The 14,087-nt window shown below is 61.9% G+C and carries 14 protein-coding genes; 6 read left to right on the top strand and 8 right to left on the bottom strand.

Features of this window, described 5'->3' with window-relative positions; genetic code table 11:
• Nucleotides 1-9: 9 nt before the first annotated feature.
• From OIU19_RS06465 to OIU19_RS06440, 6 genes are all read right to left on the bottom strand, one after another.
• Nucleotides 10-786: an N-acetylmuramoyl-L-alanine amidase gene (locus tag OIU19_RS06465; RefSeq protein WP_264234272.1), complete on the bottom strand. Its 777-nt coding sequence runs from the start codon at nucleotides 784-786 to the stop codon at nucleotides 10-12.
• Between the two features lie 97 nt (nucleotides 787-883).
• Nucleotides 884-2,917 (bottom strand): GGDEF domain-containing protein, encoded by a 2,034-nt coding sequence (locus tag OIU19_RS06460; protein ID WP_264234270.1) that lies wholly within the window; start codon nucleotides 2,915-2,917, stop codon nucleotides 884-886.
• Between the two features lie 28 nt (nucleotides 2,918-2,945).
• Nucleotides 2,946-3,800 (bottom strand): endonuclease/exonuclease/phosphatase family protein, encoded by an 855-nt coding sequence (locus OIU19_RS06455; RefSeq protein ID WP_264234268.1) that lies wholly within the window; start codon nucleotides 3,798-3,800, stop codon nucleotides 2,946-2,948.
• Between the two features lie 11 nt (nucleotides 3,801-3,811).
• The gene (gene dsbA, locus OIU19_RS06450) at nucleotides 3,812-4,447 is read right to left on the bottom strand and encodes a thiol:disulfide interchange protein DsbA (protein WP_264234266.1); all 636 of its coding nucleotides are present in this window, start codon (nucleotides 4,445-4,447) and stop codon (nucleotides 3,812-3,814) included.
• A gap of 261 nt (nucleotides 4,448-4,708) precedes the next feature.
• Entirely contained in the window at nucleotides 4,709-5,326 is a 618-nt protein-coding gene (locus OIU19_RS06445; protein WP_186553203.1) for a cytochrome c, read from the bottom strand.
• 31 nt (nucleotides 5,327-5,357) lie between these two features.
• Nucleotides 5,358-5,633 (bottom strand): cytochrome c5 family protein, encoded by a 276-nt coding sequence (locus OIU19_RS06440; RefSeq protein WP_225915747.1) that lies wholly within the window; start codon nucleotides 5,631-5,633, stop codon nucleotides 5,358-5,360.
• 211 nt (nucleotides 5,634-5,844) lie between these two features.
• Between OIU19_RS06440 and yihA the strand changes: the two genes are divergently transcribed.
• A complete protein-coding gene (yihA, locus tag OIU19_RS06435; RefSeq protein WP_186553201.1) occupies nucleotides 5,845-6,477 on the top strand; it encodes a ribosome biogenesis GTP-binding protein YihA/YsxC in 633 nt (210 codons plus the stop codon).
• 336 nt (nucleotides 6,478-6,813) lie between these two features.
• Here yihA and polA read toward each other — a convergent pair whose 3' ends face one another.
• Nucleotides 6,814-9,579 (bottom strand): DNA polymerase I, encoded by a 2,766-nt coding sequence (gene polA, locus OIU19_RS06430; RefSeq protein ID WP_264234263.1) that lies wholly within the window; start codon nucleotides 9,577-9,579, stop codon nucleotides 6,814-6,816.
• A 75-nt stretch (nucleotides 9,580-9,654) separates the two neighbouring features.
• On the opposite strand from polA, the gene OIU19_RS06425 reads away from it, so the two are divergent.
• A complete protein-coding gene (locus OIU19_RS06425) occupies nucleotides 9,655-9,942 on the top strand; it encodes a DUF2782 domain-containing protein (RefSeq protein WP_186553199.1) in 288 nt (95 codons plus the stop codon).
• A gap of 69 nt (nucleotides 9,943-10,011) precedes the next feature.
• Nucleotides 10,012-10,962: a homoserine kinase gene (locus OIU19_RS06420; RefSeq protein WP_264234262.1), complete on the top strand. Its 951-nt coding sequence runs from the start codon at nucleotides 10,012-10,014 to the stop codon at nucleotides 10,960-10,962.
• Between the two features lie 77 nt (nucleotides 10,963-11,039).
• Here OIU19_RS06420 and OIU19_RS06415 read toward each other — a convergent pair whose 3' ends face one another.
• Nucleotides 11,040-12,005 carry a zinc ABC transporter substrate-binding protein gene (locus OIU19_RS06415; RefSeq protein WP_264234261.1) on the bottom strand — a complete coding sequence of 322 codons (966 nt, stop codon included), beginning with the start codon at nucleotides 12,003-12,005 and terminating at the stop codon, nucleotides 11,040-11,042.
• A gap of 18 nt (nucleotides 12,006-12,023) precedes the next feature.
• On the opposite strand from OIU19_RS06415, the gene zur reads away from it, so the two are divergent.
• From zur to znuB, 3 genes are read left to right on the top strand one after another with little or no spacing between them, the layout of a single operon-like run.
• The gene (zur, locus tag OIU19_RS06410; protein WP_264234258.1) at nucleotides 12,024-12,509 is read left to right on the top strand and encodes a zinc uptake transcriptional repressor Zur; all 486 of its coding nucleotides are present in this window, start codon (nucleotides 12,024-12,026) and stop codon (nucleotides 12,507-12,509) included.
• Entirely contained in the window at nucleotides 12,506-13,279 is a 774-nt protein-coding gene (gene znuC / locus OIU19_RS06405; RefSeq protein WP_186553195.1) for a zinc ABC transporter ATP-binding protein ZnuC, read from the top strand. The genes zur and znuC overlap by 4 nt, the downstream gene beginning before the upstream one ends.
• Nucleotides 13,272-14,054 (top strand): zinc ABC transporter permease subunit ZnuB, encoded by a 783-nt coding sequence (gene znuB, locus OIU19_RS06400; protein ID WP_186553194.1) that lies wholly within the window; start codon nucleotides 13,272-13,274, stop codon nucleotides 14,052-14,054. The genes znuC and znuB overlap by 8 nt, the downstream gene beginning before the upstream one ends.
• Nucleotides 14,055-14,087 lie beyond the last annotated feature (33 nt).

Below are 14,087 nucleotides of genomic sequence, written 5' to 3'. Positions count from 1 at the left end.
GCGCAGGGTTCAACGCTTTTGGTTGAGCACCTGCAACATCGCCGCGGTTTGCGCATCCGGCAGGCCATCGAACCGCTGCGGGCGGAAGCGCATCTGGAAGGCCGCCAGCACATGCCGAGTCGCTACATCCAGTTCGCCGGTCTGTTCGATGGAGTAGCCAAAGCGCAGCAACTGTTGCTGATACCAGGTAATCGATGGTGGATTGACCTCGAAGTACGCTCGCTGCCGCGCGACTGCGTTGGCTTCAGGCCAAATGCCCAAGCCTGCATCTGCCAGGCGTTTCCATGGGAACAGCGGCCCCGGATCGAGCTTGCGCAAGGGCGCGATGTCGCTGTGCCCGATGATGTAGCGCGGCTGGATGTGGTTGCGCTTGACGATATCCTGGAGCAACGCGATGAGCGCCTGGATCTGCGCTTCGCTGTAGGGGTGCCAGACCCGACCATTGGGTGTGTCGGTGAACCCCGGGTTGACGATCTCGATGCCGATGGAGCTTGAATTGAGCCAGGTGCGGCCGTCCCATTGGCTATCGCCGGCATGCCAGGCACGTTTGCTCTCGTCGACCAACTGATAAACCGTGGCCGGACCATCGCCGATCAGGTAGTGGCTGCTGACCTCGCCGTGGGTCAATAAGGCCAACGAGCGTTCGAGTGAGGCATTGGTGTAATGCAGGACGACGAACTGGATGCGCTCGTCCTGGTTCGCCGAGACATGGCTGCGGTCAATGCGCAGGCCGCTGCTACAACCCGTCAGGGCCAAGAGAAGCAAAGCTGTGAAGAGTGTTTTCATTAAAGGGGAGCACGTCATAAGAGAGTCGACATCGTTGCTACAGTATAACGTGCTCCCCCCTAATCGCTTGTAGGAAAGACCATCAGCAAATTGTTACTTAAGCCTGCTCGACCCGATTGCGTCCCAGATCCTTGGCTCTATACAAGGCTTCGTCGGCGCGCTTGAGCACCTGATCGCTACGCTCACCGGTGCGGAAAGCGCTGACCCCGATGGAGGCGGTAATCACCACCCGCTCACCCTTGAAATGGAAGGGGCATGCTTCGATGGCAGCGCGCAGGGTTTCAGCCACCTGCGCGCCTGCAGCCGGTGAAGTTTGCGGCAATAGCAGGACAAACTCTTCACCGCCAAAGCGTGCGATGAAGTCGCGGCCACGCAGGCGCTTGCGTAACTGGTCGGCGACGATCTTCAACACCTTGTCGCCGGCCAGGTGGCCATAGCCGTCATTGATGCGTTTGAAGTGGTCAAGGTCGAGGATCGCCATCAGCAAGTGGCCGCCGTTTTCCTGCCAATCCTGCACTTCGCGCTCGACCTGTTCTGACCACGCGGCGCGGTTGGGCAGCCCGGTTAGGGGATCGATCAGGGCTTTCTGGCGTTGCTCCTCAAGGTGCTCGCGATACCCCAGGGCTTCCTGTTCCATGTTCGCCACCCGCTCGGCCAAGCCATGCAGGCGTCCGGCCAGTTCCTGCTCGCGGCGGTCACGCTCGTGCTGGTGATCGTCGATGGTCACCAGCAAGCCTTCGAGGCGATTGTCCAGAATGTGCTTGAGGCTATCGAGATCAGCGGCACCCTGGACGCTGCTTTGCAGACCATCGACCTGTTCGCGCAACTGGCTGTCCAGCGCACGCGCCGCAGTACTGTTGTCGGCATGGCCGGCACTGGCTTCGTGCAAGTGGCTCTGGAAGGTCTCGAGGCGCTCGTTGAGCTGTTGCAAGTAGGCCTCGAATTCATGCTGGCCGCTGTCGGTGATGGCCAGCATGAGTACCGCCAGATCATCCAGCACCGGAATCAGTTCGTACCAGTTCAGCCCACGCGCCACGCGCTCACGCATTTCCAGCGCCTGGGCCTTGTGCCGCTCCGGCAGGCTCAGGTCATCGAGCAGGCCAATCAAGGTTTGCTCGATATGCGCAGCGACTTGGCTGTAGGGTGGCTCGACAGCGTTAGGCAGGGCATAAGGGCCATCCTCACCGTCCAGCAGTTCGACTTGCTCCGGCGCCGCCTCTGGCTGTGGCTCTATCGCGCTGAGTTCGTCAGGCTCTGCTTGAGCCAGTACCGCTTGCTCTGGCTCATTTGGCTCCTGGCTGGCAATGACGGGAGCAGGCTCGGCATCAGGCCCCTCAACCAGCGCCGGCTGCGACGGCTCCAGCAGCAACGCCTGCACCACTTCTGCCGTGGGCGCCTCTGCGTGCTCCTCAGTGATCACTGGTTTGGCTGCAATCGGATCCACAGGCTCTGGCGCAGCGGCCATGATTGCAGGTACCGAGGGCTGAAGCACTTCGCCTTTGACGGGCTGCAGAGCAGACTCGCTCTCGACAGCAGGCTCTGCCAAGGCTGGCGTTGGAACCGGTGCAGGCTGGGGCGATTCTGCGTGTTCCGGCCGAGACTCTTGTTCAGCTTTACCGAAAAGCCGCTGCAAAAAGCCTGGGCGAGCCTCTTCTTCCGGGCTCTGCAGCAGGGTCAGGGCTCGGCCCTGCAAACCACTGAGCTCAGCAAGCAGGGGCGGCAACTCGCGCGATTGGCTGACACCACCATCGAGTTTCTTCGCCAGTTTTTTCAGTGGCCGAGCGACATCACCGGACAGCGGCAGGGCCTGGAGCTGAGTGACTAGCGCGGTCAGCGCATCGCTAACCTGGTTCATGCGGGTTTCGCGACGCTGCTCGGAGTCGAGCACCGCTTTTTCCAGACGCGGAATCAGGTTGGCAAGCCCCGCGTCCATGTTGTCGCTACGGATGACCTCGCGCATTTCCTTCATGCACTGGTCCACCGCCTTGTCGCTGCCCTCGGCGGCCAAGGTACTGCGCACCAGGCCACGACGCAGCAAGTCGAGACGGGCATCCCACCGGCGCTCGAGTTTTTCCTGCTGCTCGATGCTTTTTAAGTATTTTTCTTTCCAGCGCTCGGCGTCTTCGGTCATGCCTGGGTCCACTGCGGGGTGATGGCAATTAGCTCAAGACCGGCAGCGTATCCACAGTCAATGCGTCAGGCAATCGAATCTCGACGGCAACGGGAAGGTGATCGGAAATCGGCTGCGCCAGCACCTCGACCCGCTCCAAGGTCAGGCTTGGACTGAGCAGGATGTGGTCCAGGCAGCGCTGCGGGCGCCAACTTGGGAAGGTGGCCTCGACTTGCGGTGCAATCAGGCCTAGATCGCGCAGCGGCGAGTGTTCGAGCAAGTCGTTGGCATGGGTGTTCATGTCCCCCATCAGCACCTGATGACGGTAGCCGCCAATCAGCTCGCGGATGTAGCTCAATTGCAGGGCGCGGGTCTTGGCTCCGAGAGCCAGGTGCATCATCACCACGCTCAGCGCGTCCTTGCCCTCGCCGAACTGCACCAGGATCGCACCTCGACCGGCAGGGCCGGGCAGGGGATGGTCTTCCAGGTGCTGGGGCTTGAGGCGGCTGAGTACGCCGTTGCTGTGCTGGGCGAAACGTCCGAGGTTGCGATTGAGCTGCTGATACCAGTAGGGGAACGCCCCCAATTGGGCCAGGTGCTCGACCTGGTTGACGTAGCCCGAGCGCAGGCTGCCGCCATCGGCTTCCTGAAGGGCGACCAAGTCGAAGTCACTGAGCAGCGCACCGATCTTCTGCAAGTTGCCAGCACGCCCGTTATGCGGCAGCAAATGCTGCCAGCTGCGGGTCAGGTAGTGCCGGTAGCGTTCGGTGCTGATGCCCACCTGGATATTGAAACTGAGCAGCCGCAGTCGACCATCCTCAGGCAGGCCAGGGGCCTGCAGGTGATGCTCGTTGACCTGCGGCTGGTGCAGGCCAACCCCCCGGGTGGAGCGCAAGCGAGCCATGAGTTCGCCGCTTACTTAGCGGCGCGCTCCTTGGCGATCAGTTGGTCGGCGACGTTCAGCACGCCTTCCGGACCGCCGGCAGTACCCAAATCGAAGCGGTATTTACCGTTGACCACCATGCTCGGTACGCCGGTGATTTCGTACTTCTTCGCCAGTTCCTTGGCCTGGTTCACTTGGCCCTTGATCGCGAAGGAGTTGAAGGTGGCGAGGAACTTGTCCTTGTCCACGCCCTGGGTGGCGAGGAACTCGGCCATGTCCTCAGGCTTGACCAGTTGCTTGCGCTGGTTCTGGATCGCGTCGAAGACAGCGGCGTGCACCTTGTGCTCGACGCCCATGGCTTCAAGGGTCAGGAACATCTGGCCGTGGGCGTCCCAAGGGCCGCCGAACATGGCTGGAACGCGCTTGAAGTTGACGTCCGCTGGCAGTTTTTCAGCCCACGGATTGACGGTCGGTTCGAAGTGATAGCAGTGCGGGCAGCCGTACCAGAACAGCTCGACGACTTCGATCTTGCCTGGCTGGGAAACCGGAACAGGGTTGCTCAGCTCGATATATTCCTTGCCCGCTGTTGCAGGCTCGGCGGCCTGGACGGCGGTCATACCGAATACGCTGGCGGCGACCAGCGCAGCGCTGAGAATCAGTTTACGCATGCTTTACTCCTGAGCAGTCATTGGTCGCCTCGACGCGACCGGTGCTGTGACAGGTCGGGAAGGGCTTGAGTTCTGTAGTGTAACGGCTACAGACAAAAAAAAGGGCGGTGTGGGCCGCCCTTTCATCTTTAGCCATCGACCATTAACTGAGTGTTAAACACTTAGGTTGCCGGGGCCGCGTTGCGGCCCTTCGCGGGTGAACCCGCTCCCACAGGGTCCGCGCTGCGCGACGGACTGCAAAGCAGCCCTAAGGGCATTGCCTCAGTGCAACCCTTGGATATAGCTGGCCAGGGCGTCGATGTCCTTGTTGCTCAGCTTGCCGGCGATAGACCGCATGGTCATCGCGTCGCCATCGTTGGTGCGGTTGCCCTCACGGAAATCTGTGAGCTGCTTGGTCACGTACTGGGCATGCTGGCCGCTCAGGTGGGGGAAGCCGGCCAAGGCGATGCCGGCGCCGTTCGGCGAGTGGCAGCCAGTGCAGGCGGGCATGCCTTTTTCCAGATCGCCGCCATTGAACAGCGCACGACCGCGTTCGACCAGCTTCGGATCGGCAGCGCCGACACTGCCTTTCTGGCTGGCAAAGTAGGCGGCGATGTCGGCCAGATCCTGCTCGTTGAAGGGCTCGAGCATGCCGGTCATCTCCAGCACCGTACGCTTGCCAGACTTGATGTCGTGCAGTTGCTTCTCAAGGTATCGCTGGCCTTGGCCGGCGAGTTTGGGGAAGTTCGGCGCCAGGCTGTTGCCGTCAGGGTTGTGGCAGGCACCACAGACGGCAGTTTTCGCCTGACCGGCGGCAGCATCGCCTTTGATAGGGTCCGCAGCATTGGCCGCACCTGCAACCCCCATGGTCAACAGCAGACTCACGAATAGTTTGTTCATCAGCTAATCCAACACGGCTAAGGGTGAAATGTTATGTATCGGGACTACCGGTCATCCAGAGGATGACCAAACGGTAGTCCTCGGCACTGCAGTCCATGCACAATCCACGCGGCGGCATAGCCTTGAAACCCCGAGTAACATTCGCTACCAGTACCTCCATACCCTGCGCCAGCCTTGGCTCCCAAGCTGCCGAGTCACCCTTCTTGGGTGCCTGAGGCAGTTGTCCGGCGTGACAGGCAGCGCAGCTGCGGTTGTACAACGCCTCGGGATCCTGTGTAGCCTGTGCGCTGAAAAACGGTAGGAACATACCGACAGCCAATAGCCATTTCGCCTTGCGCAACGACCTTTCAGGGTTGGGGGCCGCGCTGCGTTCTATTGCGCGAGCTAATGTTCGACACCCCATGTGCGCCCTCCTTCGCTGGGAGAATGCACACACAAAAACTGGGGCATTATATACTTCCGTCCTCCAAACGGAAACGACACTGCCTGGATTAGGCAACACCCACATCGGATATCCCATGCAAGTCAAGAACCCCATCCTCGGCCTCTGCCAGAAAGCCACATTCGCCCTTAGCGCTGCCAAGGTCGAACAATGCCCGGAAGACCAGGGTTACGAGGTGGCTTTCGCCGGCCGCTCCAACGCCGGTAAATCCAGCGCCCTCAACACCCTGACCCATGCCAGCCTGGCGCGTACCTCGAAAACCCCAGGGCGCACCCAGCTGTTGAATTTCTTCAGTCTGGACGATGAACGGCGATTGGTCGACTTGCCGGGCTACGGTTATGCAAAAGTCCCGATTCCGCTCAAGCAGCACTGGCAGCGTCACCTCGAAGCCTACCTGGGCGGACGTGAGTGTCTGAAAGGGATCATCCTGATGATGGACGTGCGCCATCCAATGACCGACTTCGACAAGATGATGCTCGACTGGGCCAAGGCCAGCGGCATGCCCATGCACATTCTGCTGACCAAGGCCGACAAGCTGACCTTTGGTGCGGCGAAGAACACGCTGCTCAAGGTGCAAGCCGAGATTCGCAAGGGCTGGGGCGACGCGGCGACCATCCAGTTGTTCTCGGCACCCAAGCGCCAGGGGCTGGAAGAGGCCTATGCTGTATTGGCAGGGTGGATGGAGCTGGAAGACAAGCCGGCGGAGTGATTTAGATTTTTGGGGCTGCGAAGCGGCCCCCACGCTGTGAAATCCTGAATCGCAGGCAAAAAAAACCCCGGACTTCATATGGGGAGGGGGAAGTCTGGGGTTCAAGTCTGGACCGCTAGGGCGGGGTCCAGGTATCTGCCAACACTTAACACAACATAGGAGCATCGAAAGGCTTCACCAGCCATTCAGTTACTCTGAGTTCCGCTTCACCGGTTTAGTTCCGAAGCTCTGGAAACTATTTGCGATAGTTTCATGAAACTCCCGTTCTAATGGCATAAGGCCAGCGTCGGATCCGCGACACTACCGCGCAGATCCTACACATCTTTCCTACGCCGTTTAGTGAGCTTCGTCCCAATTCGAGCCAACACCTACTTCGACCAGCAACGGCACGTCGAGCTGCGCGGCATTGCTCATGTACGGGCGAATTTGCTCCTTCACCTGCTCGACCAGGTCTTCGCGCACTTCCAGCACCAATTCATCGTGCACCTGCAGGATCACTCGAGCATCCAGGCCGCTACCACTCAACCAGCCATCCACCGCGACCATGGCGCGCTTGATGATGTCTGCCGCCGTGCCCTGCATCGGCGCGTTGATCGCCGTGCGCTCGGCACCTTTGCGCAGCGCCGGGTTTTTCGCGTTGATGTCCGGCAGGTACAGGCGACGGCCGAACAGGGTTTCGACGAAGCCCTGTTCGGCGGCCTGGGCGCGAGTGCGCTCCATGTAGGCCAGCACTCCGGGGTAGCGGGCGAAGTAACGGTCGATGTAGTCCTGCGATTGTTTGCGATCGACGCCAATCTGCTTGGCCAGGCCGAAGGCGCTCATGCCATAGATCAAGCCGAAGTTGATCGCCTTGGCGCTGCGACGCTGGTCGGTGGTAACAGCCGCCAGATCCACGCCGAACACTTCCGCAGCTGTCGCCCGGTGCACGTCGAGGTCATTGCGGAAGGCATGCAACAGGCCTTCGTCCTTGGCCAGGTGGGCCATGATGCGCAGCTCGATCTGCGAATAGTCGGCAGCCAACAGCTTGTAGCCGGGGCTGGCCACGAACGCCTGGCGAATACGCCGGCCTTCGGCAGTCCGAATCGGGATGTTCTGCAAGTTTGGGTCGTTCGACGACAAACGCCCCGTGGCCGCCACCGCCTGCTGATAGGAGGTGTGGATGCGCCCAGTGCGCGGGTTGATCTGGTGCGGCAGCTTATCGGTGTAAGTGTTCTTCAGCTTGCTCAGACTGCGGTACTGCATCAGTACCTTGGGCAGCGGGTAATCCTGCTCAGCCAGCTCGGCCAGCACGGCTTCGGCGGTCGAAGCCTGGCCCTTGGTGGTCTTGCTCAGCACCGGCATGCCCAGCTTGTCATACAGAATCACGCCAAGCTGCTTGGGTGAGCCCAGGTTGAACTCTTCACCGGCCAAGGCAAAGGCTTCGCGCTCCAGCTCAGCCATCTTCACGCCCAGCTCGCCACTCTGGATCGCCAGCAAGTTGGCATCGACCAGCGCGCCTTGGCGCTCGATCTTGGCCAAGACCGGCACCAGCGGCATTTCGATGTCCATCAATACCGGCTGCACGCTAGGCGTCTTGGCCAGGCGTGCCTGCAACGCCTGGTGCAGGCGCAAGGTGATGTCGGCATCTTCGGCGGCGTACGGCCCGGCCTTGTCCAGATGAATCTGGTTGAAGGTCAGCTGCTTGGCGCCTTTGCCGGCGATGTCTTCGAAGGCAATGGTGGTATGGTCCAGATACTTCTGCGCCAGGCTATCCATGTCGTGCCGGGTAGCGGTGGAGTTGAGCACGTAGGATTCGAGCATGGTGTCGTAAGCCACACCGCGCATGTCGATGCCGTGCGCCTGGTCGCCACCAATCGCGCAGTTGGCCAGGATATTGATGTCGTACTTGGCGTTCTGGCCGATCTTGCCCTTGGTCGGGTCTTCCAGCAGCGGCTTGAGCGCCAGCAGTACAGCGTCGCGATCCAGTTGGACCGGGGCGCCTTCGTAGTCATGGGCCAGCGGCACATACGCGGCCACGTGCGGTTCCACCGCGAACGACAGGCCGACCAACTTGGCCTGCTGGGCATCGAGGCTGGTGGTTTCCGTGTCGAAGGCAAACAGCGATGCCTGGCGCAGTTTCTCCAACCACAGGTCGAAACGCGCCTGATCGAGGATGGTTTCGTATTGCGGCTCGACCTTGGCCTGCGGTTCTTCAACTGGCGTAATCACTTCGCCAACCTTGACCGCATCGCGCTGGACTTCGGCGATCCAGCTTTTGAACTCCATCTCGGTGTACAGCGCCAGCAAGGCTTCGCGGTCCGGTTCGCCACACACCAGCGCATCGACTTCGATATCCAGCGGCACGTCGACCTTGATGGTCGCCAGTTCATACGACAGGAACGCCGCGTCGCGATGCTCCTCAAGCTTGGCCGGCAGGCCCTTGGCGCCGCGAATTGGCAAGGCAGGGACCTTGTCGAGGTTGTCGTAGACCTCGCGCAGGCCGCCGCCGATCCCGGTCAGCAGGCCCACGGCGGTCTTCTCGCCAACGCCTGGAACGCCAGGAATGTTGTCGACCTTGTCGCCCATCAGCGCCAGGAAGTCGATGATATGTTCCGGGCCGACGCCGAATTTCTCGTGCACGCCAGCAATATCCAGCACGCTACCGGTCATGGTGTTGACCAGGGTAATGTGCCCGTCCACCAATTGGGCCATGTCCTTGTCGCCGGTCGAAATGATCACCGGACGGCCGGCGGCCGCACTGCTGCGGGCCAGGGTGCCGATCACGTCATCGGCCTCGACGCCTTCTACGCACAGCAGCGGATAGCCCAGCGCCTTGACGCTGGCGTGCAGGGGCTCGACCTGCACGCGCAGGTCATCCGGCATGCTTGGGCGGTTGGCCTTGTACTCGGCGAACATGGCGTCGCGGAAGGTCCCGCCCTTGGCGTCGAAGACCACCGCGAACAAGCTGTCAGGGTATTGCTTGCGCAGGCTCTTGAGCATGTTCAGCACGCCCTTGACCGCGCCAGTCGGCAGACCTTTGGACGTGGTCAGCGGCGGCAGCGCGTGAAAGGCGCGGTAGAGGTATGAAGAACCGTCCACCAGGACGAGAGGCGCTTGGCTCATGAGGAGAATCAACCTTTTCGGCGGGTCCGGCGCTAGAATAGCCGGAGTCATTGACGACAAAGGGACAAGGTTATCATGCGGACACTCAATCGCCTGTTACTGCTCGGCCTTCTGGCAACCACGCCTATCGTCACCCAGGCGGCGGACGACGCCCCATCGGCAGATCCCGATGTGACCATTCGCACGGAAGGCGATCGAACCATTCAGGAGTACCGTCAAAACGGCTTCCTGTATGCGATCAAAATCACGCCGAAAAACGGCAAACCTTATTTCCTGGTACGCGCCGACGGCTCCGACGGCAATTTCATTCGATCCGACCAGCCGGACATGCTGATTCCGTCGTGGAAGATCTTCGAGTGGTAATCTGACGCGTACCGTTCACATCAACCTGGCACTTCCCGGCGGAAGTGCCCGCATGGGCAACTTTTCATCATGTCAGTTTTCACCCCTGTGTCCCGGCCCGAGCTGGAAACCTTTCTGGCGCCGTATGAGCTGGGCCGTCTGCTCGACTTCCAGGGCATTGCCGCCGGTACCGAGAACAGCAACTTCTTCGTCAGCCTCGAACAGGGTGAGTTCGTGCTGACGCTGATCGAACGCGGCCCTGCCGAGGACATGCCGTTCTTCATCGACCTGCTCGATGTGCTGCACCAGGCCGACATGCCAGTGCCTTACGCCGTGCGTGATCGCGAGGGCAATGGCCTGCGCGAGCTCAACGGCAAGCCGGCACTGTTGCAGCCACGACTGTCGGGCAAGCACATCAAAGTGCCGAACAATCAGCACTGTGCTCAAGTTGGCGAATTGCTAGCGCACATTCACCTGGCTACGCGCGACAACACCCTGGAGCGCAAGACCGACCGAGGTCTGGACTGGATGCTGGAGTCTGGCGCCGAGTTGATTTCGCACCTGAGCGAGGCACAACAGCGCCTGTTGCAGCCTGCACTGGATGAGATCGCCGCGCACAAGGCGCAGATCCTCGCGCTACCACGGGCCAATCTGCACGCTGACCTGTTCCGCGACAACGTGATGTTCGAAGGCACTCACCTGACGGGGCTGATCGACTTCTACAACGCCTGCTCGGGGCCGATGCTGTATGACATCGCCATTACCGTGAATGACTGGTGCCTGGATGATAAGTCAGGCATCGACCTGCCACGGGCGCAGGCGCTGCTGGGGGCCTACGCCGGGCTGCGGCCGTTCACTGCGGCGGAAGCCGAGTTGTGGCCGGTGATGCTGCGGGTGGCCTGCGTGCGCTTCTGGCTGTCGCGCCTGATCGCAGCCGAGTCGTTTGCCGGGATGGATGTGATGATCCACGACCCGAGCGAGTTCGAGGTGCGACTGGCGCAGCGTCAGCAGGTGGCGTTGAAATTGCCGTTCGCGCTGTAAAGCCAGTGGCCTATCGCGGGGCAAGCCCGCTTCCATGCATGGGAGCAGGCTTACCCAGCGATAGCGTCAGCACTGGATCACAATTGCTCCAGGCACCCCGTCAGATCGCTGCCCAGCTTCTCCAGCAAGCGCTCATAGCCCTTGCCATCCACTGGGTCGGTGCCCCCCAGAGCATCCAGCTCGGCCAGGCGCACCGGTAACCCGGCAGTCAGCGTCTCAGCCAACCGCGGGCGCAGCGGCGGCTCGCTGAACACACACGTCTTGCCCACTTCCTGCAGGCGCTTGCGCATCGCTGCAACGTGCTGCGCCCCTGGCTGCACTTCCGAGGCAACGCTAAACACCCCAGTGTGCTTGAGGCCATAGTTGGCCTCGAAGTAGTCGAAGGCCTCGTGGAACACGAAGTACGGCTTGTTGGCAACTCCAGCCACGCGCGCCTTGATACGCTGGTCCAACGCGTCCAACCGCTCGACGAAGGCTTTGAGGTTGCCCTGGTAACGCGCCGCATTGGCTGGATCGACCTTGGCCAGGTCTGCAGCCATCTTCGCGGCAATCACCCGCGCATTGACCGACGACAACCACAAATGGGCATCCAGGCTGCCTGGACGGTGGTCATGGTCGTGATCGTCATGGTCGTCGTGCCCACCTTCATCGTGTGAATGGCTGCCCTCGCCAAAGTGGCGCAGTTGCATGCCGGCCAGCGACTGCACGGCAACGCTTGGCTTGCTGCGGGCGTTGAGGACGCGCGGCAGGAAGTTTTCCATGTCCGGGCCGATCCAGTACAACAGGTCCGCCTCGCCCACGCGCCGTACGTCGGAAGGGCGCAAGGCATAGTGGTGCGGCGAGGCGCCAGGCGGCAGCAGCACGTCAGGGCTGCCGACGCCGTCCTGCACCGCCGCGGCAATCTGCTGCAAGGGCTTGATGCTGGTCAGTAAGCGGACGTCAGCCTGGGCAGAACAGGCGATAAAAGCGACAAAAAGGACAAGGAAACGGGGCACGGTGAATACTCGACTTGTCAGAAACAGGTAACATAATAACGTCTCCATTCAGAACCGTCGCCGCTCATGTCCATCACGCCGCTGGCTCACCGTCCCCACGACCATTCCCATTGCGTGCACAGCGCCCTGGCCGAAGCTGATGCCATCTGCATCCGCCAAGGCCTGCGCCTGACCGCCTTGCGCCGCCGGGTGCTGGAGCTGGTTTGGCAGAGCCACAAGCCGCTGGGCGCCTACGACATCCTCGCCGTACTCAGTGAGCAGGACGGCCGCCGCGCGGCGCCGCCAACCGTGTACCGGGCGCTGGACTTTCTCCTGGAAAACGGCCTGGTGCACCGCATCGCCTCGCTCAACGCCTTTATCGGCTGCAGCCATCCTGAGCACGCGCACCAGGGTCAGTTCTTGATCTGCCGCGAATGCCACGTGGCCATCGAGCTTGAGCAAGACAGCATCAGCGGCGCGATCGTCGCCAGCGCCAAGGCGGTCGGTTTCAGCGTCGAAACCCAGACCGTGGAAGTCGTGGGCCTGTGCGGCAACTGCCGAGGCGCTGCATGAGCGATGCACTGATCCGCCTCGAACAGGTCGGGGTCACGTTCGCAGGCGAAGCCGTTCTGGATAACATTGACCTGGCGGTGGCGCCTGGCCAGATCGTTACCCTGATCGGCCCCAATGGCGCCGGCAAGACCACCCTGGTGCGCGCCGTGCTCGGCCTGCTCAAGCCCCATCGGGGCAAGGTCTGGCGCAAGCCCAAGCTGCGCATCGGCTACATGCCGCAGAAGATCCAGGTCGACCCGACGCTGCCGCTGTCGGTACTGCGCTTCTTGCGCCTGGTGCCCGGCGTAGACCGCGCGGCAGCCGTTTCAGCATTGCAGGAAGTGGGCGCCGAACAGGTCATCGACAACCCGATCCAGAACATCTCCGGTGGTGAGATGCAGCGTGTGCTGCTGGCTCGGGCGCTGCTGCGCGAACCGCAACTGCTGGTGCTCGACGAGCCGGTGCAGGGCGTCGACGTGGTCGGCCAGACCGAGCTGTACAACCTGATCACCCGCCTGCGCGACCGCCACGGCTGCGGCGTGCTGATGGTGTCGCACGACCTGCACCTGGTGATGAGCACCACCGACCAGGTGGTCTGCCTGAACCGCCATGTGTGCTGCTCGGGCCATCCGGAGCAGGTCAGCGGCGACCCAGCCTTCGTCGAGCTGTTCGGCCAGAACGCACCTAGCCTGGCGATCTACCACCACCATCACGATCACAGCCACGACCTGCATGGCTCGGTGGTCGCCCCCGGCACCCATGTTCACGGAGAGCACTGCAAGCATGGCTGATTTTCTTCTCTACGCCCTGCTCGCGGGACTGTCCTTGGCTGTGGTGGCCGGCCCCCTGGGGTCTTTCGTGGTCTGGCGGCGGATGGCCTATTTCGGCGATACCCTGTCCCACGCCGCTTTACTCGGGGTAGCACTGGGTTTCGTGCTGGACGTGAGCCCAGCGTTGGCGGTGACGGTTGGCTGCCTGCTGCTGGCGATCCTGCTGGTGACTCTGCAACAACGTCAGCCGCTGGCCTCCGACACCTTGCTCGGCATTCTCGCACCCAGCACCTTGTCGCTGGGCCTGGTGGTGCTGAGCTTCATGCACGATGTGCGCATCGACCTGATGGCCTATCTGTTCGGCGACCTGCTGGCGATCAGCCCGACTGACCTGGGCTGGATCCTCGGCGGCAGTGCGCTGGTCCTGCTGCTGCTCGGCGCACTGTGGCGGCCACTCTTGGCGATCACCGTGCACGAGGAGTTGGCAATGGTCGAAGGCCTGCCGGTGGCGGCCCTGCGCATGGCGCTGATGCTGTTGATCGCGGTCGTGATTGCCGTGGCGATGAAGATCGTAGGCGTGCTGCTGATCACCTCGTTGCTGATCATTCCAGCGGCTGCGGCGCAGCGTCACGCCCGCTCGCCCGAGCAGATGGCGCTGGGCGCCAGCCTGCTGGGGATCACGGCGGTATGCGGCGGCCTGGCGATGTCCTGGTTCAAGGACACCCCAGCCGGCCCATCGATCGTGGTCTGCGCGGCGGTGCTATTCTTGCTGAGCCTGGCGGTGCCGAAGCGCTGAAAATCTGGGTGCGCGCAGGCGCATCCTGCAACC

The sequence above is a fragment of the Pseudomonas sp. BT-42-2 genome (assembly GCF_025847435.2).
Classification (GTDB): domain Bacteria; phylum Pseudomonadota; class Gammaproteobacteria; order Pseudomonadales; family Pseudomonadaceae; genus Aquipseudomonas; species Aquipseudomonas urmiensis.
Note: the sequence above shows the minus strand (reverse complement) of the source record. Positions and strands in the feature narration are given on the sequence as shown.

Excerpts from the sequence above, each read along its gene's own strand:
- OIU19_RS06460 (WP_264234270.1), bottom strand. The coding sequence starts at position 2,917 with ATGACCGAAGACGCCGAGCGCTGGAAAGAAAAATACTTAAAAAGCATC.
- zur (WP_264234258.1), top strand. The coding sequence starts at position 12,024 with ATGTCCATCACGCCGCTGGCTCACCGTCCCCACGACCATTCCCATTGC.
- dsbA (WP_264234266.1), bottom strand. The coding sequence starts at position 4,447 with ATGCGTAAACTGATTCTCAGCGCTGCGCTGGTCGCCGCCAGCGTATTC.
- polA (WP_264234263.1), bottom strand. The coding sequence starts at position 9,579 with ATGAGCCAAGCGCCTCTCGTCCTGGTGGACGGTTCTTCATACCTCTAC.
- yihA (WP_186553201.1), top strand. The coding sequence starts at position 5,845 with ATGCAAGTCAAGAACCCCATCCTCGGCCTCTGCCAGAAAGCCACATTC.
- OIU19_RS06440 (WP_225915747.1), bottom strand. The coding sequence starts at position 5,633 with ATGTTCCTACCGTTTTTCAGCGCACAGGCTACACAGGATCCCGAGGCG.
- znuC (WP_186553195.1), top strand. The coding sequence starts at position 12,506 with ATGAGCGATGCACTGATCCGCCTCGAACAGGTCGGGGTCACGTTCGCA.
- OIU19_RS06465 (WP_264234272.1), bottom strand. The coding sequence starts at position 786 with ATGAAAACACTCTTCACAGCTTTGCTTCTCTTGGCCCTGACGGGTTGT.
- znuB (WP_186553194.1), top strand. The coding sequence starts at position 13,272 with ATGGCTGATTTTCTTCTCTACGCCCTGCTCGCGGGACTGTCCTTGGCT.
- OIU19_RS06420 (WP_264234262.1), top strand. The coding sequence starts at position 10,012 with ATGTCAGTTTTCACCCCTGTGTCCCGGCCCGAGCTGGAAACCTTTCTG.
- OIU19_RS06455 (WP_264234268.1), bottom strand. The coding sequence starts at position 3,800 with ATGGCTCGCTTGCGCTCCACCCGGGGGGTTGGCCTGCACCAGCCGCAG.
- OIU19_RS06445 (WP_186553203.1), bottom strand. The coding sequence starts at position 5,326 with ATGAACAAACTATTCGTGAGTCTGCTGTTGACCATGGGGGTTGCAGGT.
- OIU19_RS06415 (WP_264234261.1), bottom strand. The coding sequence starts at position 12,005 with ATGGAGACGTTATTATGTTACCTGTTTCTGACAAGTCGAGTATTCACC.
- OIU19_RS06425 (WP_186553199.1), top strand. The coding sequence starts at position 9,655 with ATGCGGACACTCAATCGCCTGTTACTGCTCGGCCTTCTGGCAACCACG.